20 protein-coding genes are annotated in these 23,148 nt (G+C 66.7%); 7 read left to right on the top strand and 13 right to left on the bottom strand.

The features are described 5' to 3' along the window. The first annotated feature begins 117 nt into the window (after nucleotides 1-117). Together IEV83_RS14650 and IEV83_RS14645 are read left to right on the top strand one after the other, a co-directional pair. The gene (locus IEV83_RS14650; protein ID WP_371873465.1) at nucleotides 118-1,023 is read left to right on the top strand and encodes a polyprenyl synthetase family protein; all 906 of its coding nucleotides are present in this window, start codon (nucleotides 118-120) and stop codon (nucleotides 1,021-1,023) included. A gap of 47 nt (nucleotides 1,024-1,070) precedes the next feature. Further along, nucleotides 1,071-1,745 carry an AraC family transcriptional regulator gene (locus tag IEV83_RS14645; RefSeq protein ID WP_181759677.1) on the top strand — a complete coding sequence of 225 codons (675 nt, stop codon included), beginning with the start codon at nucleotides 1,071-1,073 and terminating at the stop codon, nucleotides 1,743-1,745. Here IEV83_RS14645 and IEV83_RS14640 read toward each other — a convergent pair. Continuing rightward, on the bottom strand, nucleotides 1,694-2,092 hold the full coding sequence (locus IEV83_RS14640) for a VOC family protein (RefSeq protein ID WP_181759678.1): 399 nt from the start codon (nucleotides 2,090-2,092) through the stop codon (nucleotides 1,694-1,696). The two genes, IEV83_RS14645 and IEV83_RS14640, sit on opposite strands and share 52 nt — an antisense overlap. A gap of 145 nt (nucleotides 2,093-2,237) precedes the next feature. Here IEV83_RS14640 and IEV83_RS14635 point away from each other — a divergent pair, with 145 nt between their 5' ends. Next, nucleotides 2,238-2,756, top strand: a complete 519-nt coding sequence (locus IEV83_RS14635) for a hypothetical protein (RefSeq protein ID WP_181759679.1) — start codon at nucleotides 2,238-2,240, stop codon at nucleotides 2,754-2,756. Between the two features lie 26 nt (nucleotides 2,757-2,782). Here the strand turns inward: IEV83_RS14635 and IEV83_RS14630 are convergent, their stop codons facing one another. From IEV83_RS14630 to gloB, 4 genes are all read right to left on the bottom strand, one after another. After that, complete coding sequence (locus IEV83_RS14630; protein ID WP_181759680.1) at nucleotides 2,783-3,466, bottom strand: 4Fe-4S dicluster domain-containing protein; 684 nt, start codon at nucleotides 3,464-3,466, stop codon at nucleotides 2,783-2,785. An 11-nt stretch (nucleotides 3,467-3,477) separates the two neighbouring features. Further along, nucleotides 3,478-4,698, bottom strand: coding sequence for an argininosuccinate synthase (locus tag IEV83_RS14625; RefSeq protein WP_181759681.1), 1,221 nt, complete (start codon nucleotides 4,696-4,698; stop codon nucleotides 3,478-3,480). A gap of 121 nt (nucleotides 4,699-4,819) precedes the next feature. Next, nucleotides 4,820-5,263 (bottom strand): cupin domain-containing protein, encoded by a 444-nt coding sequence (locus IEV83_RS14620; RefSeq protein ID WP_181759788.1) that lies wholly within the window; start codon nucleotides 5,261-5,263, stop codon nucleotides 4,820-4,822. Nucleotides 5,264-5,289: 26 nt separating this feature from the next. Further along, the gene (gloB, locus tag IEV83_RS14615) at nucleotides 5,290-6,090 is read right to left on the bottom strand and encodes a hydroxyacylglutathione hydrolase (RefSeq protein WP_181759682.1); all 801 of its coding nucleotides are present in this window, start codon (nucleotides 6,088-6,090) and stop codon (nucleotides 5,290-5,292) included. A gap of 184 nt (nucleotides 6,091-6,274) precedes the next feature. Between gloB and IEV83_RS14610 the strand changes: the two genes are divergently transcribed. After that, nucleotides 6,275-7,048, top strand: a complete 774-nt coding sequence (locus IEV83_RS14610; RefSeq protein ID WP_181759683.1) for a class I SAM-dependent methyltransferase — start codon at nucleotides 6,275-6,277, stop codon at nucleotides 7,046-7,048. A gap of 43 nt (nucleotides 7,049-7,091) precedes the next feature. Here the strand turns inward: IEV83_RS14610 and metW are convergent, their stop codons facing one another. After that, on the bottom strand, nucleotides 7,092-7,721 hold the full coding sequence (gene metW, locus IEV83_RS14605; protein ID WP_181759684.1) for a methionine biosynthesis protein MetW: 630 nt from the start codon (nucleotides 7,719-7,721) through the stop codon (nucleotides 7,092-7,094). Beyond that, on the bottom strand, nucleotides 7,718-8,956 hold the full coding sequence (metX, locus tag IEV83_RS14600) for a homoserine O-acetyltransferase MetX (RefSeq protein WP_181759685.1): 1,239 nt from the start codon (nucleotides 8,954-8,956) through the stop codon (nucleotides 7,718-7,720). Before metX ends, metW begins: the two co-directional genes overlap by 4 nt. Nucleotides 8,957-9,211: 255 nt before the next feature. Between metX and hisC the strand changes: the two genes are divergently transcribed. After that, the gene (gene hisC / locus IEV83_RS14595; RefSeq protein WP_181759686.1) at nucleotides 9,212-10,315 is read left to right on the top strand and encodes a histidinol-phosphate transaminase; all 1,104 of its coding nucleotides are present in this window, start codon (nucleotides 9,212-9,214) and stop codon (nucleotides 10,313-10,315) included. A gap of 107 nt (nucleotides 10,316-10,422) precedes the next feature. After that, nucleotides 10,423-11,367: a prephenate/arogenate dehydrogenase family protein gene (locus IEV83_RS14590; protein WP_181759687.1), complete on the top strand. Its 945-nt coding sequence runs from the start codon at nucleotides 10,423-10,425 to the stop codon at nucleotides 11,365-11,367. A gap of 204 nt (nucleotides 11,368-11,571) precedes the next feature. On the opposite strand, the gene folK is transcribed toward IEV83_RS14590, so the two are convergent. From folK to IEV83_RS14570, 4 genes are all read right to left on the bottom strand, one after another. Further along, entirely contained in the window at nucleotides 11,572-12,078 is a 507-nt protein-coding gene (folK, locus tag IEV83_RS14585) for a 2-amino-4-hydroxy-6-hydroxymethyldihydropteridine diphosphokinase (protein WP_181759688.1), read from the bottom strand. Beyond that, a complete protein-coding gene (gene folP / locus IEV83_RS14580) occupies nucleotides 12,075-12,914 on the bottom strand; it encodes a dihydropteroate synthase (RefSeq protein ID WP_244628198.1) in 840 nt (279 codons plus the stop codon). Before folP ends, folK begins: the two co-directional genes overlap by 4 nt. Before the next feature lie 170 nt (nucleotides 12,915-13,084). Next, nucleotides 13,085-14,296, bottom strand: coding sequence for a multidrug effflux MFS transporter (locus IEV83_RS14575; protein ID WP_181759689.1), 1,212 nt, complete (start codon nucleotides 14,294-14,296; stop codon nucleotides 13,085-13,087). Next, the gene (locus IEV83_RS14570) at nucleotides 14,293-14,751 is read right to left on the bottom strand and encodes a MarR family winged helix-turn-helix transcriptional regulator (protein WP_181759690.1); all 459 of its coding nucleotides are present in this window, start codon (nucleotides 14,749-14,751) and stop codon (nucleotides 14,293-14,295) included. The genes IEV83_RS14575 and IEV83_RS14570 overlap by 4 nt, the downstream gene beginning before the upstream one ends. Before the next feature lie 192 nt (nucleotides 14,752-14,943). Here IEV83_RS14570 and typA point away from each other — a divergent pair, with 192 nt between their 5' ends. Further along, nucleotides 14,944-16,767 (top strand): translational GTPase TypA, encoded by a 1,824-nt coding sequence (typA, locus tag IEV83_RS14565; protein ID WP_181759691.1) that lies wholly within the window; start codon nucleotides 14,944-14,946, stop codon nucleotides 16,765-16,767. Between the two features lie 83 nt (nucleotides 16,768-16,850). Here typA and IEV83_RS14560 read toward each other — a convergent pair whose 3' ends face one another. Both IEV83_RS14560 and IEV83_RS14555 read right to left on the bottom strand, forming a co-directional pair. Then, nucleotides 16,851-18,209, bottom strand: coding sequence for an MFS transporter (locus IEV83_RS14560; protein ID WP_181759692.1), 1,359 nt, complete (start codon nucleotides 18,207-18,209; stop codon nucleotides 16,851-16,853). Between the two features lie 14 nt (nucleotides 18,210-18,223). Further along, entirely contained in the window at nucleotides 18,224-23,020 is a 4,797-nt protein-coding gene (locus IEV83_RS14555) for an NAD-glutamate dehydrogenase (protein WP_181759693.1), read from the bottom strand. Nucleotides 23,021-23,148: the final 128 nt, after the last annotated feature.

Below are 23,148 nucleotides of genomic sequence, written 5' to 3'. Positions count from 1 at the left end.
CGCTTGACCTGCGGCGCGTTTCGCGACACTGAGACCATGCGAGGGGCGCCCGCCGGCGCCCTTCCCTGTTACCCAGACGCCGGACCCTGCCGCCGGACCCCGCCGGAGACGCCCCGCGTGACACTCGACATCGCCGCTCACCTCACCCGGGACGCCGACCGGATCGCCGCCGCACTGGACGACGCGCTCGATGCCGCCCCTCTCGATGGCGAGATTGCCCGCCCGGACCGCCTGATTGCAGCCATGCGCCATGCCGGGCTTGGCGGCGGCAAGCGCCTGCGGCCGGTGCTGCTGATCGCCGCCGCCCGGCTGTTCGGCCGGGACGACGCGGGCGTCGTCACCGCCGGCGCCGCGCTGGAATGCATCCATTGCTATTCGCTCGTCCACGACGACCTGCCGGCGATGGACGACGACGACATGCGCCGCGGCCAGCCGACGGTGCACAAGGCCTATGACGAGGCAACGGCGATCCTGGCCGGCGATGCGCTGCTGACCCTCGCCTTCGACCTGATCGCCGCTCCTGCGGTCCATGCGGACGCGGAGATCCGCCTTGCCGCCTCACGCGAGCTGGCACGGGCCGCCGGTCTCGGCGGCATGGCCGGCGGGCAAATGCTCGATCTTGCCTCCCAGCATGCCCCGCGCGGGGAAACCGACATTCGCGAACTTCAGGCGATGAAGACCGGCGCGCTGATTCGCTACGCCGCGCGCACCGGCGCCCGGCTGGCCGGCGCCGGCCCGGACGACATCGACCGTCTGACCCGCTTCGGCGAGATCATCGGCCTCGCCTTCCAGCTCGCCGACGACCTGCTCGATGTGGAGGGCGATGCCAGTGCGCTCGGCAAGGCAGCGGGCAAGGATGCCGCCGCCGGCAAGGCAACCCTGGTGGCGCTCAAGGGTGCCGACTGGACCCGGGCCGAGCTGGCCCGCCTCGTCGAGGCCGCGACCACTGAACTCCAGCCCTATGGCACCCAAGCCGAGCCGCTGCTGGCGCTGGCCCGTTTCGTCGCCATCCGCGACCGCTGAGCGCCTCCCGTGTCTCGCCGCCCCTCCCTGAAGCTCGAGGAAGCGGAATGACGACGGTTCTGGAACGTTGGAACCACACGGCAACCGCGCCCTCGCGCGAACTGATCCTGCCTGACGGTTGCCGCGACCTGATCCTGGTCGCCGCGCCGGGGCAGCGCCCCGACTGCTTTGTCTCCGAGTTGCAGGCGGCACCGCGCATGGCGGAGATTGCCGCCGGCGCCCGCATGACCGGCTTTCGGCTGAAGCCCGGCACGATGGTCGACGCCGCGCCGCTGCTGACCCGGGTTGCCGCCAGCGGCTGCGATCCGGAGGACGCCTCTGCGCTTCTGGCCGAACACACCGCCCGCCCCCCGGTTCTTGCCGAGGCCATCCACAGCCTGGAAGCGGCGGACAGCGCCTCGGTGGCAAGGGCGGCACGGCGCATCGGTCTTGGCCTGCGCAGCCTGCAGCGGCTGTTTCGCGATCACGATCTGCCACCGCCGGGCTTCTGGCTGCAACTGGCCCGCGCCCGGCGGGCGGCGGCGGCACTCGCCCCGCAGGTGCCGCTGTCGGATCTGGCCGCCGATGCCGGCTACGCCGATCAGGCGCACATGACCCGCGCCTTCCGTCGCTGGTTCGCCATCTCGCCGGCACGACTGCAACACGATGCGGGGCGCCGGCACCTCTTGCGTCAGTCGGGGCTTGCCGTCCCGCTCACCGGTGAACAGATCTCGATCAGATAGCCGTCGGGATCCGTCACATAGGCGGTGGTCTGTCCCCAGGCTTCCTCGCGCGCCTCCTGCACCACCGTCGCCCCGGCCTGTCGCGCCCGCTCAAGCGCCGCCGCGACATCATCGGTCTCAAAGGCGATCTCGAAGGTCGGCCGCTGCGGATCCGGGGCAAGCGGCGATTTGCCCAAGGAGGTCATCAGCGCGCGGGAGGAAAAGGCCAGCTTGGTCTCGCCCGTGACCAGCTCGCCATAGTCCTTGCTCTCGTGCAGGAAGCCGGTCTCCAGCCCGAAGGCCCGGTTGAAGAAGGCCAGGGTCGCGGCCACGTCCTCGACGTAGAAAATCGTGTATCTGAGCTTCATCTGCGAACTCCTCTGTGTCTCCCCCTGATAACTACGGGGCCAGTGGGCGTCTTGAACAATCGCGACACCCGTAAAAAGCGACAGCTTGCCCGCGCGCCGGTTTGACGGGAAACTTCAAATCCCTCTCGTCCAGCCGGAGCCGGTCATGGAATTCGAGAAGACCCGATACTTTCGCCTTGCGGTCAGTCTTGTCGTCGTCCTTGTCGGCGGGACCTTTATCGGCCTCGCCGTCTACAACCATCAGATGCAGGCGGACAAGACCTACCTGACGATTACCGGTGGCGGGTTCATCTACAACTACCGGCACGCCGATATCCACTACGGCATCACCGCCGCCGTGCAGCGGCCAACGCCAACGGGCCTGCGCCTGATTGCCCGCTTTGAAAACCCCACTGGCGGCCAGCCGATCACCCTGCAGCGCGCGATCACCGCCCGCGCCACCCGCTACAGCTTCGAGACCCCGCCGGTTCACGGCGTGAAGGAAGGGCACCCCTACCGGGTCACCTTGACGGTGGAGGAAAACGCGAGCGGCAAGGTGATCGAGACCCACGAACGGCACCTGGTGAGCGATGTCGATCCTGGTCTGGTGCCCGACAGCCCGCTGACCATCGGCCCGGGCTACCACCGCAACCCGGAGCGCGAGCGCCCGACTTCCGTCAATTGACGACGTCGGGTCGAACACTCCTGCGACTAGCTGAAAAACGCCCGCATGTGAAACGTCCCTTGCGCCGGGTCCTGGGCATAAGAACGCCCGAAGGGACAGGCCCTGCGGGCGAGGCACCCGCTGCGGCAGGGCGCGTCCGGCCGCGCCTCTAGATGAGACCGGCAGCGCGGCACGTCATAGCCCGCCTCAAGCGACAGCGCCCCGGCCGGGCAGGCGGCAACGCACGGGGTATCCTCGCAGGCCTCGCAAGGACCAGCGGTGTCGTTCGCCTCGAACCGGCCAAACCGCTCGGGCGACAGCAAGGCCCCTCGCAGCCCCGCCCAGGGGCCGAATGCCGCGTGGGCCAGCACCCCCATCGGCGAGCGGGAAAAGCCGCCAACGCGCAGCGCCCAGCGCTGGAACGGGTGATAGGGCGGGCCATCGAAGGGAAAGAGCGGCGCAAGGCCGAAATCGCCGGCAATCGCGCCAAGCTGGCGGCGGGTATAGCGGTCGAGCGGATCGGCCGCGCCATCGACAGCTTCAGGCGCTGCGCCAAAGGCGCGAAAGAGATCCGGGCCGACGCTGCCGATGAGAAGCAGGGTCCGCGTGTCCGGGCCGCCGGAGCAAACCGGCGGCACCGCATCGCCAGGCCCGGGGTGAAACCCGCCGAGCCCGAGAAAGCCGGCACGGGCGAGGGCCTTGGAAAGCCGGGTCGCCCGCGCCATGTCCATGGGCCTTCGCCTCAGTCCAGCTTGTTGCGCTTGGCCAGCGTGCGCAGGCGCAGGGCATTGAGGCGGATGAAGCCCGCCGCGTCCTTCTGGTCATAGGCGCCGTGGTCATCCTCGAAGGTGACCAGCTCTTCCGAGTAGAGCGAATAGGGCGACTGGCGACCCACGGTGATGATGTTGCCCTTGTAGAGCTTCAACCGCACCTCACCGGTGACCTTTTCCTGGCTCTTGTCGATCGCCGCCTGCAGCATCTCCCGCTCCGGCGAGAACCAGAAGCCGTTGTAGATCAGCTCCGCGTAACGCGGCATCAGCTCATCCTTGAGATGGGCGGCGCCACGGTCGAGGGTGATGGATTCCATGCCGCGATGGGCCGCCAGCAGGATGGTGCCGCCCGGGGTCTCGTAGACACCGCGCGACTTCATGCCGACGAAGCGGTTTTCCACCAGGTCGATCCGGCCGATGCCATTGTCGCGGCCCAGATCGTTGAGCTTGGCGAACAGGGTCGCCGGCGACAGGCGCTCGCCATTGATCGAGACGGCGTCGCCGCGCTCGAAGCCGATGGTGATCTCGGTCACCGCATCGGGGGCATCCATCGGCGAGACGGTGCGCTGGTGCACATACTCCGGCGCCTCTTCCCACGGATCCTCCAGCACCTTCCCTTCGGACGAGGAGTGCAGCATGTTGGCGTCGACCGAGAAGGGCGCCTCGCCATGCTTGTCCTTCGGCACCGGGATCTGGTGCTGCTGGGCGAACTCGATCAGATCGGTGCGCGACTTGAAGGTCCAGTCGCGCCAGGGCGCGATCACCTTGATATCGGGATCGAGCGCATAGGCGGACAGCTCGAACCGCACCTGGTCGTTGCCCTTGCCGGTAGCGCCATGGGCAATGGCATCGGCGCCGGTCTCGTGGGCGATCTCGATCAGGCGCTTGGAAATCAGCGGCCGGGCAATCGAGGTGCCGAGCAGGTAGATGCCCTCATAGACGGCATTGGCGCGGAACATCGGGAAGACGAAGTCGCGGATGAACTCCTCGCGCAGGTCGTCGATGTAGATTTCCTTGATGCCCAGCATCTCCGCCTTGCGGCGCGCCGGCTCCAGTTCCTCGCCCTGGCCGAGATCGGCGGTGAAGGTCACCACCTCGCAGCCGTATTCGGTCTGCAGCCATTTGAGGATGATCGAGGTGTCGAGACCGCCCGAGTAGGCGAGCACCACCTTCTTGATGTCGTTCTTTGCCATAGTCTTTGCCGTCCGATCGCGAGTGGCCCGACCGGGCGCGACGACGCGCCCGGAAAGTCGCGCGCACTGTAGCGGCGCTCGCGCTCAAAGCAAGACGGGAAAGCACCGATCCCGGTGCCAGTCAGCCGCGCCGGCGCGGCCGCCAGCCCTTCGGCGCCATTTCGAAGCCGGCAAACTCAAACCCCGGCGCCACCGTGCAGCCGACCAACGTCCAGCGGCCAAGGCTTTCCGCCGTCTGCCAGGCATTGCGCGGCACGATCCCTTGCGGCCGCTGATGGGTGGCAAGATCCGGCCCCAGGTGCATCGCGCTCACGTCGTGGCCGTTCGGCGAAATGGTCAGCGCCAGCGGCCCGCCCGCGTGCCAGTGCCAGATCTCCACCGCATCGACCCGGTGCCAGGCCGACACCTCGCCCGCCTCCAGCAGGTAGTAGATCGCCGTCGACATGGCGCGCCCCTGCGCGTCCGTTGTCGGATCGCGGAAGGTTTCGCGGTAATGCCCGCCCTCCGGATGCGGGGCAAGATCGAGCAGGCGGATGATGTCGCGCGCGGTGAGCGAGGGATCCATCATCTGACCGGTCACCATCGGCCCGCTCATCGGAAGCTGTCCTTGCGCCGACGGATCTCGGCGAACACCTCCGCCGGATCGGCGCCACTCATGCCAAGATGCCGCTGGATCGCCGGGTCCCGGGCGCGCAGGAACGGATTGGTCGCCAGTTCCTCCGCCATGGTTGTCGGCAGGGTCGGCTTGCCGGCGGCGCGCAGCGCCTCAATCTGACGCACCCGCTCCGCCAGCGCCGCGTTGTCCGGATCGATAGTCAGGGCGAACCGGGCATTGGCAAGCGTGTATTCATGACCGCAGTAGATCTGTGTTTCCAGCGGCAGCATGCGCGCCAGCCGGTCGAGCGAGGTCCACATCATCTCCATGTCGCCCTCGAACACCCGGCCGCAGCCGAGCGAGAACAGGGTATCGCCGGTGTGGGCAAAGCCGGCATCCGGCGCCCACCAGGAAATCTGGTCGAGCGTATGCCCCGGGGTGCCAATGGCCTGGAACGCAAGGCCGCCGACGGTGATTTTCGCCCCGTCCTCGACCCAGTCGTCAAGCCCCTCGATGCGGTCGCGTGACAAGGCCGGTCCGATGGCCCGGGCGCCGGTCTGCCGCTTCAGCTCCTCAAGCCCCTGCACATGGTCCCAATGGTGATGGGTGATGAGGACGTCGGTCAGTTCCCAGCCGGTCTCGGCGAGCGCCGCCACATACGGCCCCTGATCGGGCACGTCGAAAGCGATGGTCGCGCCCGTTTCCGGCACATGCACCAGCACACCGAAATTGTCCTCAAGACAACCGAACTGCCTGATTTCCACCGCCGCGCCGGTGTCTGTCCCGTCTGCGTTCATTCGCTCAACTCCCGTTGCAAGGCGGCCCGCAAGGCCGCGCCCCGTGCTTTGCGCTCACAGTGCCCCGCCCCGGCCACTGGAACAAGAGGCGAGGCCTCGTCACAATCACCGCTGTTGCATCGGCGGGCGCGGGAGGGTTCAATCACCCGCCGCGTTCTCTTCGCATCGTCATCGCAAGGCACCCATGTATCTCGACGTTGCCCACCAGCGCACCTTCTACGATCTGCCCCTTGGCCGCATGCTGCGGGTGCTGGTCGGCGCACGGATCCGCACTTTCTGGCCCACCCTGGCCGGAAAGCGGCTGATTGGCATCGGTTACACCGGCCCCTACATGCGCCCCTATCTCGATGAGGCCGAGCGCTGCATCGCCGCCATGCCGGCGGCGCAAGGGGTGGTGGCCTGGCCGCGCGGTGGGCGCAACTCGGCGACCCTGGTCGATGAAACCGACCTGCCGTTTCCCGACAGCATCTTCGACAACGCCCTGTTGGTGCATGGCATCGACCATTGCGGCGACCCGGACGCGCTCCTGCGCGAGGTCTGGCGGGTGCTCACCCCCGGCGGCCGGCTGATCGTCGTCGTCCCCAACCGGCGCGGGCTCTGGGCGCGATCGGAAATCTCGCCCTTCGGCTATGGCCGTCCGTTCTCGCGGGGGCAGATCGAACAACTCTTGAAGACCTGCCAGTTCCGCACCACCGGCAGCGACGAGGCGCTGTGCCTGCCGCCGACCCGCTGGCGGCTGCTCTTGCGCAGCGCCCGCGCCTGGGAACAGGTGGGCCGGCGCCTGTGGCCGGCCTTCGCCGGCCTGTTGATCATCGAAGCGGAAAAGCAACTGTTCCGCGGCGTGCCGGTGGGAAAAAAACGCCTCGTGCAGGCCCTTCGGCCGGTGTTCATCCCCGATGGCGCCGCCCCGGGGGTGCACGGCTCGGCGCACCGCCGCGATCCGGCGCCCAAGAGCTGACGCGATCCTTCAGGCCCTGTGGGCCGCAACCAGGGTCCAGACCCTAGCGCCTCAGCAGGAACACCGCCTGTTCGCCGATCAGGTTCCAGACCCACCACGGCGCGGTAAACGGCACCGGCTCGCCGCGCGCGTTCAGCGCCATCGCCTTTTCCATCCGCGCATCCACCTCCCGGCACAGCGAGACGAAATCGCGGATGGTGCAGAAATGGATGTTCGGCGTGTCGTACCAGGAATAGGGCAGATGCTCGGTTACCGGCATGCTGCCGGTGAACAGCAGTTGCAGCCGGTTGCGCCAGACCCCGAAATTCGGGAAGGAGACGATCACGTGCTCGCCAATGCGCAGGAGCTGCTCCAGCACCTTGCGCGGTGCACGGGTCGCCTGCAGCGTCTGGCTCAGGATGACGAAATCAAACGCATCGTCCGGATAATCCTCCAGATCGCGATCCGCATCGCCCTGCACCACCGACAAGCCACGGGCGACACAGGCATTCACCCCGGCCTGCGACAGCTCCATGCCGCGCCCGTCCACCTGCTTCTCGCGCATCAGCAGATCGAGCAAGGCGCCATCGCCGCAGCCGATATCGAGCACCCGCGCGCCCGGGGTAACCAGCCCGGCGACCAGCCGATGATCGCCGCGGCTTGCTCCTGTCTCGGAAAGCTGCACCCGACTCATGCGCCCGCTCCCGGCGGCGTGATGCCACGCGCATTGGCCGCCCCGGTCAGGAACCCCCGCACCGTGCGGAACATTTCCGGCTCATCGAGCAGGAAGGCGTCATGGCCCCGGTCGCTTTCCACCTCGACGAAGGACACGTTTGCCGCCGAGGCATTGAGCGCACGCACCACCACCTTGCTTTCCTCAGTCGGAAACAGCCAGTCGGAGGTAAAGGACATGATGCAGAACCGGGTCGGAGAGTGCAGGAAGGCGCGGGCGAGCGAGCCGTCATAGTCGGCGGCCAGATCAAAATAATCCATCGCCCGCGTCACATAGAGATAGGAGTTCGGATCGAACCGGTCGACAAAGGTCATCCCCTGATGCCGCAGGTAGCTTTCGATCTGGAAATCGGCGTCGAAGCCGAAGGTCACCGTCTCCCGGTCCTGCAGATTGCGGCCGAACTTCCTGTGCAGCGCCGGATCAGAGAGATAGGTGATATGCGCGGCCATCCGCGCCACCGCCAGCCCCTTGGAGGGGCGTACACCGCGTTCGAAATAGCGCCCGCCGCACCAGTTCGGATCCGCCATAACCGCCTGGCGGCCGACCTCGTGGAAGGCGATGTTCTGCGAGGAATGGCGCGCGGCGGTGGCGATGGGAATGGCGGAAAAGACCCGCTCCGGATAGCTCGCCGCCCATTGCAGCACCTGCATGCCCCCCATCGAGCCACCGATGACGGCAAACAGCGTCTCGATGCCGAGATGATCGAGCAGCACAGCCTGGGCATTGACCATGTCCCGGATCGTCACCAGCGGCAGGTCGAGCCCCCAACGCTGGCCCGTGGCCGGATTGGTCGAGGCCGGCCCGGTGGTACCGAGGCAGCCGCCAAGCACATTGGCACAGATGACGAAATAATGGTTGGTGTCGACCGGCCGGCCGGGGCCGACCAGCATCGACCACCAGCCCGGCTTGCCGGTATAGGGATTGGGCGAGGCGACATACTGGTCGCCGGTCAGCGCGTGGCACACCAGCACCGCGTTGCTGCGGTCAGCGTTCAGCGTGCCATAGGTTTCATAGGCAATCTGCCAGGGGCCAAGCTTCGGCCCGCTGTCCAGCGTCAACGCCGCATCGGCGCTGAACCGCATTACCTTGCTGGACGGGTGATCCGCCCGGTTCGCGGCATCCGCGCTCACCCCAGCCTCCGTGATTGTCTGAGCCGTCTCATCCAGCGCCTCGGAACGCCCGTTGTTTCCAGACATCTGGCGTTGCCCCGCTCAGGTAGGACGGCATGTCTCCAGCCGGCCCCGTCGTCCGGTCCGGCGCGCGCGATCTCCTCGCGCGCAGGGTCCGACAGGTAGGAGGCAAGCTCGCCAAGGTCAATGTTTTCTTTTGCTTTCGCAAGCCTGTCTGCCTATGACTGGACGCTCCGTCCCCGGCGCATTCCGAGCAGGACACCATTCGGATACCGGGCGCGGACACTCGCGATACACTTCTTGCGCTGGACGACGAAGACAATGCAGCCTCAATCGACCCACCCGCAGCCACGGCCCGGCATCCTCGACATCGCCCCTTACGTTCCCGGCAAGGCGATGTCGACCGGAGGTGCCAAGCTGCACAAGCTCTCGTCCAACGAGAGCCCGCTCGGTGCCAGCCCCAAGGCGCTTGCCGCCTATCGCGAGGCCGGGGTCGATCTGGAGCGCTACCCGGATGGCAGCTCCGCGCTTCTGCGCGCGGCCATCGCCGAGGTGCATGGGCTCAACGCCGACCGGATCATCTGCGGCAACGGCTCGGACGAGATCCTGGAGCTGGTGGCCCGCTGCTACATCGGCCCGGGCGACGAGGCGATCTACAGCGAATATGGCTTCCTGGTCTACAAGATCGCCATTCTGGCCGCCGGCGGCACGCCGGTCGTGGCGCCGGAACGCAATCTGACCACCGATGTCGACGCGATCCTGGAGCGGGTCACCGACCGCACCAAGGTGGTGTTCCTCGCCAATCCGAACAACCCGACCGGCACCTACCTGCCGTTCGACGAGGTCAAGCGGCTGCAGGCGGGCCTGCCGCCGCATGTGCTCTTGGTGCTCGATGCCGCCTATGCGGAATATGTCCGGCGCAACGACTACGAAGCCGGCGTCGAACTGGCGGCGACCGCACCGAATGTCGTCATGACCCGGACCTTTTCCAAGATCCACGGCCTGGCGGCCCTGCGCCTTGGCTGGGGATACGGCCCGGCCCACGTGATCGACGCGCTCAACCGGGTGCGCGGCCCGTTCAACATCAACACCGCCGCCCAGGCCGCCGGCATCGCCTCGATCCGCGACGCCAGTTTCCTCGACCTGGCCATCGCCCATAATGAGAAATGGCGCGGCTGGGTCACCGAGGAGATTACCGCGCTCGGGCTCACGGTGACGCCGAGTGTCGGCAATTTCGTGCTGATCCATTTCCCGGAGACGCCCGGAAAGACGGCGGCCGAGGCCGACAGCTATCTCAGCGCGCGCGGCTGCGTGCTGCGCGCGGTCGGTGCCTATGGCCTGCCCGGCGCGCTGCGCATGTCGATCGGCGACGAGGAAGCCAACCGGGCAACCGTCGGCATCCTGAAAGAGTATCTCTCGGCCTAGGCCGAACTTCGCGGCCCGGGCGGGACGCGCCCGTCCGGCGCCGTCCGCCTGGCCTTCCTCCCCTTCGGGTGCGCCGGCCTGGCGGCCCGAACAGCCAAGTCCAATCCATGTCAGACCCGCATTTCAATCGCATCGCCCTGATCGGCATCGGCCTGATCGGCTCCTCGCTGGCGCATGTCATCCGCCAGCGGAAGCTCGCCGACGAGATCATCGTCTCCACCCGCTCCGCGCACACCCTGCGCCGGGCAGAGGAACTGGGCCTTGGCGATCGATATTATCTGGATGCGGGAGAGGCGGTCGCCGGAGCGGATCTTGTCATCATCTGCGTGCCGGTCGGCGCCAGCGAGGCGGTGGCGAAATGGATCGCACCGGCCTTGACACCGGGCGCGATCCTCACCGACGTCGGTTCCACCAAGGGATCGGTGATCCGGCAGATCGCCCCGCATGTGCCCGAGGGCGTGCATTTCATTGCCGGCCATCCGATTGCCGGAACGGAGGAATCCGGCCCGGACGCCGGCTTCGCCGACCTGTTCGACGACCGCTGGTGCATCCTGACGCCGACCCCGGACAGCGACCAGGAAGCGCTTGCCCGGCTCTCGGCCTTCTGGCAGGCCTGCGGCTCCATGGTCGACACCATGGACCCGGAGCATCACGACCTGGTGCTGGCGATCGTCTCGCATCTGCCGCATATCATCGCCTACAACATCGTCGGCACGGCGGACGACCTCGAAACGGTGACCAAGTCGGAAGTGATCAAATACTCCGCCTCGGGCTTTCGCGACTTTACCCGGCTCGCGGCCTCCGATCCGACCATGTGGCGCGACGTCTGCCTGCACAACAAAGATGCGATCCTGGAAATGCTGGCGCGGTTCTCCGAGGATCTGTCGGCATTGCAGCGGGCGGTGCGCTGGGGCGACGGCGAGGCGCTGTTCAACCTGTTCACCCGTACCCGGAGCATCCGCCGCTCGATCGTCGAGGCCGGCCAGGACACGGATATTCCGAACTTCGGCCGGAACGCGCCGACGCAGAAACCGGACACACCCGCCTCATAGGCGGGTCGGACCGCCGACAAGCCGTGCCTCCCTCCTGCGTCATTCCGGGCAAGCGTCAGCGCGACCCGGGATCGGGGAGCCGAAAGGCAAGCGTTTTCATGAGGCTGGAGGCGAAAGACCGTGCCTCGCCGATCCCGGCTCGCCGCGTGTGCGGCGTCCGGGAGGACGCCCCCCAAGGCGGCTTTCTCATCACACTCACCCATCTCACAGGCGGGTGATGTCCTCCTGCCCCGGGCAGGTGGCAAGCGCCTCGGCGGCGGTGCGCCCGTCGCCAAGCGGCGCGTCCGGCCAGATCTCCGCCAGCGGCACCAGCACGAAGGCCCGCTCGCCCATGCGCGGATGGGGGATCGACAAGCCTTCCTCCTCGACCTTCCGGTCGCCGTAGACAAGCACGTCGATATCGATCACCCGGGGGCCCCAGCGGATGTCCCGCACCCGCCCCAGCGCCTTTTCGACCGCCAGGCACCGGTTCAGCAGCTCGCGCGGCCCGAGCCGGGTCTCCACCACGATACAGGCGTTGCGGTAATCGTCCTGCGGCACCGGCCCCCAGGGCGGGGTGCGGTAGTCGCTGGACCGGGCCACCACCACGATATCGCCCTCGCGCTCCAGCCCGCGCAGCGCCGCATCCAGATGCGCCCGGGTGTCGCCGATGTTCGAGCCAAGCCCGAGCGCGACACGCACCGGCCGGCCTTGCGGGTCCTCATGGGTCATTCGCAATCCTCTCGCTCAATGGCGGCCAGTATCCGGGCGGCATCCACATGGGCCCGCACATCATGCACCCGGACCATCGCCGCGCCCCGAGCGAGCGCGAGCGTATGGATCGCCAGCGATCCGTACAGCCGGTCATCCGTATCCACATTCAGAACCGTGCCGATCAGCCGCTTGCGCGACGCACCGACCAACAGCGGCAGGCCATGCCGTGCGAAATGGTCGAGCCGTTTGAGGATCGTGAAATTCTGCGCCAGCGTCTTGCCAAAGCCGATGCCCGGATCGAGCATCTGCCGCTCAGCGGGCACCCCCGCCCGGGCGGCCTGCTCCATCGACCGCTCGAACGACCGGTCGATATCGGCGAGAATGTCGATCTGAGGATCCACCTCCCGCCGGTTGTGCATCATGATGACGCCTGCTTCCGCTTCCGCCACCGTATCGGCCATCGCCGGATCGTGCAGAAGGCCCCAGACGTCATTGACGATGCCCGCACCCGCAGCGCAGGCCTTCGCCGCCACCTCCGCCTTGTAGGTATCGATCGAGACCGGCGCCCCCAACCCGGCAAGATCCGCCATCACCGGTTCAAGGCGCCGCCATTCCTCCTCAGCGTCCACAGGCTCGCTGCCGGGGCGGGTGCTCTCCGCACCGATGTCGATGACATCGGCTCCATGGGCGATCATCTTGCGCGCATTCGCCAGCGCATCATCCCGGTTGATGAAGCGGCCGCCGTCGGAAAAACTGTCCGGCGTCACATTGAGAATGCCCATGACCCGCGGCACGGACAGCTCGAGCGCGCCGCCGCGAAAGCAGTACCGGCCGGTTGCTGTGTCTGCCGTCATGCCCATCGCTCTCCCGCTGCCACCGTGCCCACTCCGGGCGAATGACCTGCCCGCGCGATCACGCGCAAGGTCGTTGTTCGAACGACGGGTCTTGCGGCTTTCCCGCCCGTTCGTCAAGCCGTCCAGCTACCGGAAGGCGCGATAGGTGAGCGCTGGAAACCGACTGCTGCCTATTCGGCAGCGACGGCCCGTCTGCGGTTGCGCATGCCCAGCACCTGATAGAGCCCGACCGCCAGCAGCATCATGCCCGGCGGAACGATCACCACGCCGAGCAGCGGGTCACCGAGGGCGGCGGCGACCAGACTGCCGGCAAGCCCGGCGCCGAACTGCAGGAAGCCCATCATCGCCGACGCCGCGCCGGCAATCTTGGGAAAATCATGCAGCGCCGAGGTAAAGGCGGAGGGCATCACCGTCGCCAGGAAGAAGACGAACAGCCCCACCGGCCCCATGACCGTCAGGAAATGCAGCGGAAACATGGTGAGCAGAACCACCATCGACACGGCGGCGACCACGATGCCGACGATGCCGTAGGGCAACAGCCGATGCGCCTCGACCCGCCGCAGCAGGCGAGCGGTGACAATGGTGCCGGCGATGAAGGAACAGGACTGCACCATCATGCCGAAGCCGAATTCGACCGGTGTCAATCCGACCTTGTCGATCAGCACGAAGGGCAGGATAGTCGCCATGGTGTAGATCGTCCCGGTGCCGATCCCGGTCAGAAGGCTCGGCTGGAGAAAGCGGGTGTCGGTGATCAGGGTCAGATAATTGCGGAACAGCCGATAGGGATGCAGGTTGCTCCGGTCGATGTAGGGATTGGTCTCGCGCATGAAGACGATGACGCCCAGCATCAGGGCGAGGCCGTAGATGATCATCGCGACGAAGATCTCGCGCCAGCCGAACAGCTCCAGCGTGACGCCGCCGATGGTCGGCGCCAGCGCCGGTCCGATCGCCAGCATCATCCCGGTGGTGTTCATGATCCGCGCCGACGCCTGGCCGACAAACTGATCCCGGGCGAGCGCCCGCGACACGGCAATGCCGACCGAGGCGCCGACCCCTTGCAGCGCCCGGGCCGCCAGCATCCATTCGATAGTTGGCGCATAGGTGGCCAGCAGCGTCGAGGCGAGATAGAGGGTCAGGAACAGCAGCGCGATCGGCTTGCGCCCGAAGGCATCGGTCAGCGGTCCGCACAAAAGCTGGCTGAGGGCAAAACCGGTGAAATAGGCGGTCAGGGTCAGCTTGATCATCGCCTGGGAGGTGTCGAAGGCAGCCGCCAGCACAGGCATCGCCGGCGTATAGAGCGCCATGGAGATCGGGCCGATGGCCACCAGCGCGCCGCCGAGCATCGCCGTGCGCCGCTCGCTCATCAAGGGCGTTCGGTTCATGACAACTCCTCCGGCCCGCAACAGCAGAGATTTCCGTGCATCCGTTGCAAAAGCGCGTAGAGCCGGTCCGCGTCTTCCTCGGAAAAGCCTTCCAGCGCCTCCAGCCGGATTGCCACCATTTCCTCGTGGATCCGCTCCAGCACCGGCGTGGCCGCCGGAGCGAGGGTAATCAGCTTGGCCCGCCGGTCGTTCGGGTCCGGCTTGCGGACGACAAGTCCGGCCGCTTCCAGGCGGTCGAGAAAACCGCTCAGCGTCATCGGCTCGATGCCCATGCGGTCGGCCAGCGCAGTTTGGCGCCAGCCGGAATAATGCTCGACCATCGCCAATGTCCGCGCCTCGCTGACGGTCAGCCCGGTGTCGCTCCCGGCCAGCCGGCGTTCGAAACGCCGGCGCATCAGGCGCGCCAGATCGCCAATGAGGAAGCCGATCGGGCGGGTTGCTGCGACAGATTTCATGCGGAATCCATATAATCAGATCTCCTTACTATCTGCCTTCCCGCACGCCCTCTGTCAATCCACCCCAGATGCCTTGCCGGATGACGTCACGTATTGCTGCGTTGCAAGACGCCCCTTGCCGGTTTATACAGGCCCGCACAATTGCGCGGGTCCCAACGGCCCGCGTTACTTTTTTCTCGGAGCAATCAACTGATGCAACTGCGCAATATCGCCATCATTGCCCATGTCGATCATGGCAAGACCACGTTGATTGACGTGCTCCTGAAGCAATCCGGCTCCTTCCGCGACAACCAGCGGACCGAAGAGCGGATGATGGATTCCAATGATCTTGAGCGGGAGCGCGGCATCACCATTCTCGCCAAGGTCACCTCGCTGACCCATGGCGACACCCGGATCAACATCGTCGACACCCCCGGCCACGCCGACTTTGGCGGCGAGGTGGAGCGTATCCTGCACATGGTCGACGGCGTGGTCCTGCTTGTCGATGCGGCGGAAGGCCCCATGCCGCAGACCAAGTTCGTGCTCGGCAAGGCGCTGAAGCTCGGCCTTCGCCCGATTGTCGCGATCAACAAGATCGACAAGCCCGACCAGCGCGCCGAAGAGGTTCTCGACGAGGTGTTCGACCTGTTCGCCGCCCTCGACGCCGACGAAGAGCAGCTCGATTTCCCGGTGCTCTACGGCTCGGCCAAGCAGGGCTGGATGGCCGGCGATCCGGACGGGCCGAAGGACAGCATGGACCCGCTGTTCGAGCTGGTCGAAAAGCACATTCCCGCCCCGGCGGCCGAGGAAGGCGCTTTCCGCATGCTGGCGACCACCGTCCAGCCGAACCCCTTCCTCGGACGGATCCTCACCGGCCGCGTCATCTCCGGCGAGGCGGTGCCGAACATGGCCGTCAAGGCCCTGTCCCGCGACGGCAAGACCGTCGAGACCGGCCGCATTTCCAAGGTGCTCGCCTTCCGCGGCCTTGAGCGCCAGCCGATCGACAAGGCGGTCGCCGGTGACATCATCTCCATCGCCGGCCTGCAGGAAGCCACCGTTTCCGATACCATCTGCGCCCCGGAAGTCAGCGAGCCGCTGGCCGCCCAGCCGATCGACCCGCCGACCCTGTCCATGACCTTCCACGTCAACGACGGCCCACTCGCCGGCACCGAGGGCGACAAGGTGCAGTCCCGCGTCATCCGCAAGCGGCTGATGGACGAGGCCGAAGGCAACGTGGCGCTGACGGTCGAGGATTCGCCGGAGGCCGATGCCTTCATCGTCTCCGGACGCGGCGAGCTGCAGCTTGCCATCCTGATCGAGAACATGCGCCGTGAGGGCTTCGAACTGTGCGTCGGCCGGCCGCGTGTGGTCTTCCAGACCGCCGAGGACGGCTCCCGCCTGGAGCCGATCGAGGAAGTGACCATCGACGTCGACGAGGAACATTCCGGCGTCGTCGTGCAGAAGCTGTCGGAGCGCAAGGGCGAGCTCCTGGAGATGCGCCCCTCCGGCGCCGGCCGCACCCGGCTGCTGTTCCATGCGCCGACCCGTGGTCTGATCGGCTACCTGTCGGAGCTCCTGTCCGACACCCGCGGCACGGCGATCTTCAACCGCGTCTTCCACGACTATGCGCCGTTCAAGGGCGAGATCGCCGGCCGGCACACTGGTGCGCTGATCTCCAATGGCGATGGCGAGGCCGTGGCCTATGCCCTGTTCAACCTGGAAGATCGCGGCCCGATGCTGATCGATCCGGGCGTCAAGGTGTACCGGGGCATGCTGGTGGGTGAGCACACCCGCGGTAACGACCTTGAGGTCAATGTGCTGAAGGGCAAGCAGCTCAGCAACGTGCGCTCCGCCGGCAAGGACGAAGCGGTGCGGCTGACGACGCCGATCCGCCTGTCGCTCGAAGCGGCCCTGTCCTACATCACCGATGACGAGCTGGTCGAGGTGACGCCGCAGACCATCCGCCTGCGCAAGGCGCTGCTCGATCCGCATGACCGCCGCCGCGCCGAGCGCGCCGCAGGCAAGGCGGCCGGCTGATCCGGCCAGACAAATGACGAAAAAGGCGCGGCCCTCACGGGACCGCGCCTTTTTCAATTGATCGGGCTGCGAGGCCGGACGGATCAGCCGGCGTGGGGATCGCGCACCCGGGCCAGCAGCACCAGTCCGGCGGTGAAGAACAGAAGGATCACCGCCATGCCGGCGGCCTGGCTGAGCGTCGCCGCCGTGACGAGACCGACGGCGAGCGGCGCGAGGAAGCTCGTCACCTTGCCCGACAGGGCGAACAGGCCGAAGTATTTCGTCAGCTCGCCGCGCGGCACCAGATGGATCAGCAAGGTGCGCGAGGCCGCCTGCAGCGGCCCGGCAGCCGCACCGAGCAGCCCGCCAAGCACCAGGAACACCTGTTCCGGCAAGGTGGTGAACAGCCCGGCCCCGTCGCCCGGCGCCACGTCGATCACGAAGAACACCGTCTCCCGGTCGACGGAGACCAACCCGAGGCCGCACAGGATCAGGATGAGAAGCGCGCCGGCGATCACCGGCCTCGGCCCGAACAGATCATCGAGCCGCCCGCCGAGAAAGGCGCCGAGCGTTCCGGTGATGGTCAGCAGAATGCCGAAGCTGCCGATCTCGATGGTCGACCAACCGAGCACCCCGGCGGCATAAATGCCGCCGAACGCAAAGAGCGCCACCAGGCCGTCCTTGTAGACCATGTTGGCGACGAGAAAGAGGAAGACATTTCGGTCAGCCCGGGCGCCGCGCGCGGTTTCGCCCAGATTGGCGAGCCCCTGACGAATCGCCGCCTTCAAGCTGACCGCGCGGCGCGGCACATCAGGCACGAACAGGAACAGCGGCAGCACGAAGATCAGATACCAGAGGGCCGAGAATGGCCCCGAGGCCCGGTCGCCGGCCCGGGTCGCCGGGTCGAGCCCAAGGATCGGATCGAGCCCGAGCAAGGTCTTGCCCGTCTCCGGATTGGCCGCCATCAGCCCGAGCGCCAGCACCAGCGAAATCAACCCGCCGGCATAGCCCACCGCCCAGCCGCTGCCCGACAGCCGTCCCAGCCGATGGGTCGGCACGAGATCCGGCATCATCGCATTGGTGAAGACGGTGGCGAACTCGACCCCGAGCGTCGCCACCGCAAAGCCGGTCAGAGCGAAGGCAACGCCGAAGGCGCTGCCCGGTTCGGCGAAATAAAGCAGCAGACAGCCCAAGACCAACGGCACGGAAAACGCGCCGATCCAGGGCTTGCGCGCGCCGGTCTTGTCGGCGATAGCGCCCAGAACCGGCGCGAGCAGCGCAATCATCAGCCCGGCCGCCGCGGTGGCGTAGCCCCACAGCGCCTGGCCCTCCGCCGGGCTCGGCGCCACGGCGGAGGCGAAATAGGGCGCGAACACGAAGGTGGTGACCAATGTGAAGAACGGCTGTGCCGCCCAGTCGAACAGCACCCAGCTGGCGACCGCGATGCGGCCGCCAGAGGGCATACAATGCGCTTCGCTCACCGGGCCAGTTCGGCCAGCAAGCTTGCCGCGACGGAGAACTTCGACACCGTCAGGTCACCCTCGACGATCTCGTTGGCTGCCCGGGCGGTGCGCTCCACCCGAATTTCATTGGCCTCCAGCCAGTTCTCGAACCCGTCCGCGCCCATCGCCTGAGCGGTGATCTGGCGGTGGGCGTCGGCAAGCAGCGCCCGCGCCCGGTCGAGCGCCAGCCCGTCATAGTAGTCGTGGATCGACAGGCCGCGCGCCTTGGCCTCCATGGCACCGAGGCGGAAATGCCCCGCCGCCTTGAAGAACACCTCGGCGACATCGGCAAGCGGCCGCTCGACCTGCTCGGCGACAAGGACGATATCCGGGATCTCGGTCTCCACCGGCAGCCGGGCGATACGGGCGGCGAGCGCCTCCGGCACGCCGCCTTCGACCAGCCGCGCGGTTTCCGCCGCCAGCCCCTCGCGCATGGCCTCGTTGACGATGCCCGTCAGCGTCGGCGCCACCGCATCGATGCCGTCCCGGAACCGGCCGATCACCGCTTCCAGCCCGTCCTCGAAGTCCACGTTGCGCAGGAACCAGACCGTCTGATCGAGCACCAGATCCTGCACCGCGCGGTAGAGCGACAACTGCAGTGCGCCATCGATATGGGTGTCCAGCCTGTCGATCTCGGTGTTCAGGTCGGTCAGCCCATAGGCATCGCGCACCGCCGCGAAGGCCTGGGCGATCCGGGCGAAATCGGCTCCGGTCTGATCGGCGATCCGGGTCGGGAAGGTCGGCCCGCCCCGGTTGATCATCGAGTTCGCCAGCATGGTGGCAATGATCTCGCGCCGCAGCCGGTGCCCCTCGATTTCCTCCGCATAGGTCTCCTGCATGGCGACCGGGAAGTAGCGGAACAGCTCCTTGGCCAGATAGCTGTCATCCGGCACCGGGCTTTCCAGCAGCCGGTCGTAAAGGGTGATCTTGGCATAGGCCAGAAGCACCCCAATCTCCGCCCGGGTCAGGAAGTTCTCGGCAAGCTGCAGCTCATCCAGCGCCGCCTCGTCCGGCAGCTGCTCCACCGCACGATCGAGCAGGCCGGCCTGTTCCAGTTGGCGCATCATCCGCCGTTGATAGCCGAAGTCCTCCATGCCCCGCGCCTCGGCAAGGCTGATCGCCAGGGTCTGCAGGTAGTTGTTGCGCAGCACCAGCGCCGCCACCTCGTCCGTCATTTCCGACAAGAGATGGTTGCGCGCCGTCACGGTCAGCTTGTTGGCCCGCACCGCCGCGCCCAGCGCGATCTTGATGTTGACCTCCACATCCGACGAGTTGACGCCGGCCGAGTTGTCAATCGCATCGGAGTTGCAGCGGCCGCCGCGCCGGTTGAAGGCGATGCGCGCAAGCTGGGTCATGCCCAGGTTCGCCCCCTCGCCGATCACCTTGGCGCCCACCTCGGCGGCGGTCACGCGGATGGCGTCGTTGGCCCGATCGCCCACATCCGCATCGCTCTCGCTGGCGGCGCGGATATAGGTGCCGATGCCGCCGAACCAGAACAGATCCACCGACATGCGCAGGATCGCGTTCATCACCTCATGCGGCGTCGCCGAAGCCCTGGCGATGCCCAGCATCGCCTGCACTTCCGCCGAGAGCGGGATCGATTTCGCCTGCCGCGAGAACACCCCGCCGCCCTTGGAAATCAGCGCCGCATTGTAGTCGTTCCAAGATGAGCGCCCCAGATCGAACACCCGCTTGCGCTCCTCCCAACTCGCCTCCGGATCCGGATCCGGATCGAGGAAGATGTCGCGGTGGTCGAACGCCGCCACCAGCCGGATCGCCCGCGACAACAACATGCCGTTGCCGAACACGTCGCCGGACATGTCGCCGACACCGGCAACGGTGAAGGGCTCGCACTGGATATCCTTGTTCATCTCCCGGAAATGCCGCTTGACCGCTTCCCAGGCACCGCGCGCGGTGATGCCCATCTTCTTATGGTCATAGCCTGCCGACCCGCCGGAGGCGAAAGCATCGCCGAGCCAGAAGTTGCGGCTTTCGGAAATGGCGTTCGCCGTGTCGGAGAAGCTTGCCGTGCCCTTGTCGGCGGCAACCACCAGATACGGATCGTCCTCATCATGGCGCACCACCCGCTCGGGCGGCCAGATCTTGTCGCCGCTGAGGTTGTCGGTGACATCCAGCAGCGAGGAAATGAAGATCTTGTAGGCTTTGGTGCCCTCGGCGAAGATCTCCTCGCGCGACCCGCCGACCGGCAGATGCTTGGGCACGAACCCGCCCTTGGCACCAACCGGCACGATCACCGCGTTCTTCACCTGCTGTGCCTTGACCAGGCCCAGCACCTCAGTGCGGAAATCCTGCGATCGGTCGGACCAGCGCAGGCCACCGCGCGCCACCTTGCCGAAACGCAGATGCACGCCTTCCACCCGCGGGCTGTAGACGAAGATCTCGCGGAACGGACGCGGCCGGGGCAACTCGTCGATACGCTGCGGATCGAGCTTGAAGGCAAAGGTCGGCTTCGGCTGACCGTGCACATCGAGCTGGAAGAAGTTGGTCCTCAACACCGCATCGATGACATTTTCGAACCGGCGCAGGATCCGGTCGTCGTCGAGGCTGTCCACCCCGTCGAAGACATCAGCCAGTTCCTGCTCCAACTGCGCCGCCACAAGCGCGCGATCCTCATCGCCCGGTTCGGGATTGCAGCGCAGGTGGAAGAGCTCCACCAGCTTGCTCGCCACATCGCAATAGCGGTTCAGGGTCCGCCACATGTAGTCTTCCGAGTACCGGATGCCGGCCTGACGCAGATAGCGCGACAGCGCCCGCAACATGGCGACATCGCGCCAGGCGAGCCCGGCGTTGAGCACCAGGGCGTTGTAGCCGTCCGATTCCGACTGCCCGCGCCAGATCGCCATGAACAGCGCTTCAAGACGGCCCTTCAGATCGTCATCGAGCAGAAGATCGCCGCCGCTGGTCGCCTCCAGCGTCAGCTCATGCAGATAGGCCAGCGGCCGGTCCGCCGGAGTGATCCGGTAGGTCCGCTCGTTGATGACACGGAAGCCCATGTTCTCCAGGATCGGCACCCGGGCCGACAGCGGGATCGGCACCAGATGGTGATAGACCTTGAGCGTCACCCGGCGCGGCGCGTCCTCCGGGCGCTGGGAGAAGGTCAGCGCCGTGTCCGCTTCATCGGACAGCTTTTCCACGATGCCGATATCGGACAGCGCCGCCTCGCCGCCATAGGTTTCCTTGTAGCCGGCCTGGAAGGCGTCGGCATAGCGCTTGGCCTGCTCCACCGCCCGATTGCCGCCATAGGCAGCCCGCAGCACGTCGCGGAAATCATCCGCCCAGGTCCGCACGATGCCGGTGACCGCCTGCTCCAGGTCCTCCTGGCTGGGGTCCGGGGTCTCGCCTTCGTCACGGCCGATGATGAAATGCACCCGCGCCAGCGGGCCTTCCGGGTAGGACACGTACCAGGCCGACAGGCGGCCATCGTAAACCCGTGCGAAATAGTCGCCCACCTTCAGCCGGACCTCGGTGGTGTAGCGGTCGCGCGGCACGTAGCACAGGATCGACACGAACCGGTCGAACTTGTCCCGCCGCGCCAGCACGCGGATGCGCGGACGCTCGTCCAATTGCAGGATCGAGGTGGCGAAGTAGTAGAGCAGGTCCGCATCGACCTGGAACAGCTCGTCACGCGGATAGCTTTCCAGAACGTTCAGCAGAGCCCGGCCGGAGTGGCTTTCCGGATCGTACCCGGCCTGGTTCAGCACCGCGTCGATCTTCCGGCGCACGAACGGAATGTTCTTGGTCGACAGGGTGTAGGCGGTCGCCGTCAACAGGCCGACGATGCGCAACTCGCCCGCCAGCTCGCCATTCTCGTCGAACAGCTTGACGCCCACATAATCCATATGCACCCGGCGGTGCACCCGGCTCTTCACATTCGCCTTGGCGATGATCAGGGGCTCGGGCTTGATCAGGAAGTCGCGGATTTCCGGGGTCATCACCACGAATTCCGACCCGCGCCGCAGAACGCGCACCTCCGGATCGGCCAGCAGGCCGAGACCCGTGCCCTTCTTCAGCGACAGCTCACCCTCGGCGGCGCCGCCCTCGAAATAGTATTCGCGCATGCCCAGCAGGATGAAATTGTCCGCAGCCAGCCATTCCAGAAACTGGACCGCCTCGCCGAGCTCATCGACCGGAACCGGCGGCGGCGTTTCCTTGAAGGTGGCGATCGCCTTGTCCAATCGCTCGCGCATCGGCACCCAGTCGTCGACGGCGGAGCGCACATCGCGCATCACCGCCTCCAGCCGCCCCTGCAGCTCCGTACGTTCCGCATCCGCGTCGATCCGCGCCACATGCATGTGGATGAGGCTTTCGCGCCGGTATCCGGCCTTTTTGCTGCGGGTAATGCCGTGGCAGGCGATCAGCCCGCCCTTGTCGTCGCGTTCTACCGTCAGAATCGGGTGCAGCACCAGCCGCACCTCCAGGCCGCTCGCCTGCAACTCGCCCATCACGGAATCGACCAGGAACGGCATGTTGTCGTTGACGACCTCGATCACGGTGACGTCGCCGGTGCGCCCGCCCTCGATCTTGAAGTCCGGATTGTAGATGTTGATCCGATGCGTTCCGATCGGATGGGTCGCCATACCGGCCCAGGCGACCTCGGCGATGGCGACAAGCTCCTCCGGTGTGTAGCTGACGAGATCCTCGGCGGCACCGCGTGCGAACAAATCGCGCGCAAAGGCCGCCAGATCGGGCGCGAGACCCGCGACCACCGCCTCTATGAGCCGGACCTTTGCTTGCTCTTGTCCTTCGGGCATTTTTCCCCCTAGAGCCATTTCTGGCATTCACTGCTGTTTGAGATTTCGACACCGGAGCGGCCACCTGGCCGCCGGAACTGATTCGCCGGTCGCTATCTCCGGCAAACGGCCCCATGCTAGGCCGAGTT

Origin of the sequence: Stappia taiwanensis (genome assembly GCF_014635285.1) — a bacterium.
GTDB classification, from domain to species: Bacteria; Pseudomonadota; Alphaproteobacteria; order Rhizobiales; family Stappiaceae; genus Stappia; species Stappia taiwanensis.
This window is presented reverse-complemented; position numbering and strand designations above follow the sequence as displayed.

Excerpts from the sequence above, each read along its gene's own strand:
- IEV83_RS14590 (WP_181759687.1), top strand. The coding sequence starts at position 10,423 with ATGTCAGACCCGCATTTCAATCGCATCGCCCTGATCGGCATCGGCCTG.
- IEV83_RS14625 (WP_181759681.1), bottom strand. The coding sequence starts at position 4,698 with ATGGCAAAGAACGACATCAAGAAGGTGGTGCTCGCCTACTCGGGCGGT.
- IEV83_RS14570 (WP_181759690.1), bottom strand. The coding sequence starts at position 14,751 with ATGAAATCTGTCGCAGCAACCCGCCCGATCGGCTTCCTCATTGGCGAT.
- IEV83_RS14645 (WP_181759677.1), top strand. The coding sequence starts at position 1,071 with ATGACGACGGTTCTGGAACGTTGGAACCACACGGCAACCGCGCCCTCG.
- IEV83_RS14555 (WP_181759693.1), bottom strand. The coding sequence starts at position 23,020 with ATGCCCGAAGGACAAGAGCAAGCAAAGGTCCGGCTCATAGAGGCGGTG.
- IEV83_RS14620 (WP_181759788.1), bottom strand. The coding sequence starts at position 5,263 with ATGGATCCCTCGCTCACCGCGCGCGACATCATCCGCCTGCTCGATCTT.
- IEV83_RS14610 (WP_181759683.1), top strand. The coding sequence starts at position 6,275 with ATGTATCTCGACGTTGCCCACCAGCGCACCTTCTACGATCTGCCCCTT.
- IEV83_RS14575 (WP_181759689.1), bottom strand. The coding sequence starts at position 14,296 with ATGAACCGAACGCCCTTGATGAGCGAGCGGCGCACGGCGATGCTCGGC.
- hisC (WP_181759686.1), top strand. The coding sequence starts at position 9,212 with ATGCAGCCTCAATCGACCCACCCGCAGCCACGGCCCGGCATCCTCGAC.
- gloB (WP_181759682.1), bottom strand. The coding sequence starts at position 6,090 with ATGAACGCAGACGGGACAGACACCGGCGCGGCGGTGGAAATCAGGCAG.
- folP (WP_244628198.1), bottom strand. The coding sequence starts at position 12,914 with ATGACGGCAGACACAGCAACCGGCCGGTACTGCTTTCGCGGCGGCGCG.
- IEV83_RS14630 (WP_181759680.1), bottom strand. The coding sequence starts at position 3,466 with ATGGACATGGCGCGGGCGACCCGGCTTTCCAAGGCCCTCGCCCGTGCC.
- metW (WP_181759684.1), bottom strand. The coding sequence starts at position 7,721 with ATGAGTCGGGTGCAGCTTTCCGAGACAGGAGCAAGCCGCGGCGATCAT.
- typA (WP_181759691.1), top strand. The coding sequence starts at position 14,944 with ATGCAACTGCGCAATATCGCCATCATTGCCCATGTCGATCATGGCAAG.
- folK (WP_181759688.1), bottom strand. The coding sequence starts at position 12,078 with ATGACCCATGAGGACCCGCAAGGCCGGCCGGTGCGTGTCGCGCTCGGG.
- IEV83_RS14560 (WP_181759692.1), bottom strand. The coding sequence starts at position 18,209 with ATGCCCTCTGGCGGCCGCATCGCGGTCGCCAGCTGGGTGCTGTTCGAC.
- IEV83_RS14635 (WP_181759679.1), top strand. The coding sequence starts at position 2,238 with ATGGAATTCGAGAAGACCCGATACTTTCGCCTTGCGGTCAGTCTTGTC.
- metX (WP_181759685.1), bottom strand. The coding sequence starts at position 8,956 with ATGTCTGGAAACAACGGGCGTTCCGAGGCGCTGGATGAGACGGCTCAG.
- IEV83_RS14640 (WP_181759678.1), bottom strand. The coding sequence starts at position 2,092 with ATGAAGCTCAGATACACGATTTTCTACGTCGAGGACGTGGCCGCGACC.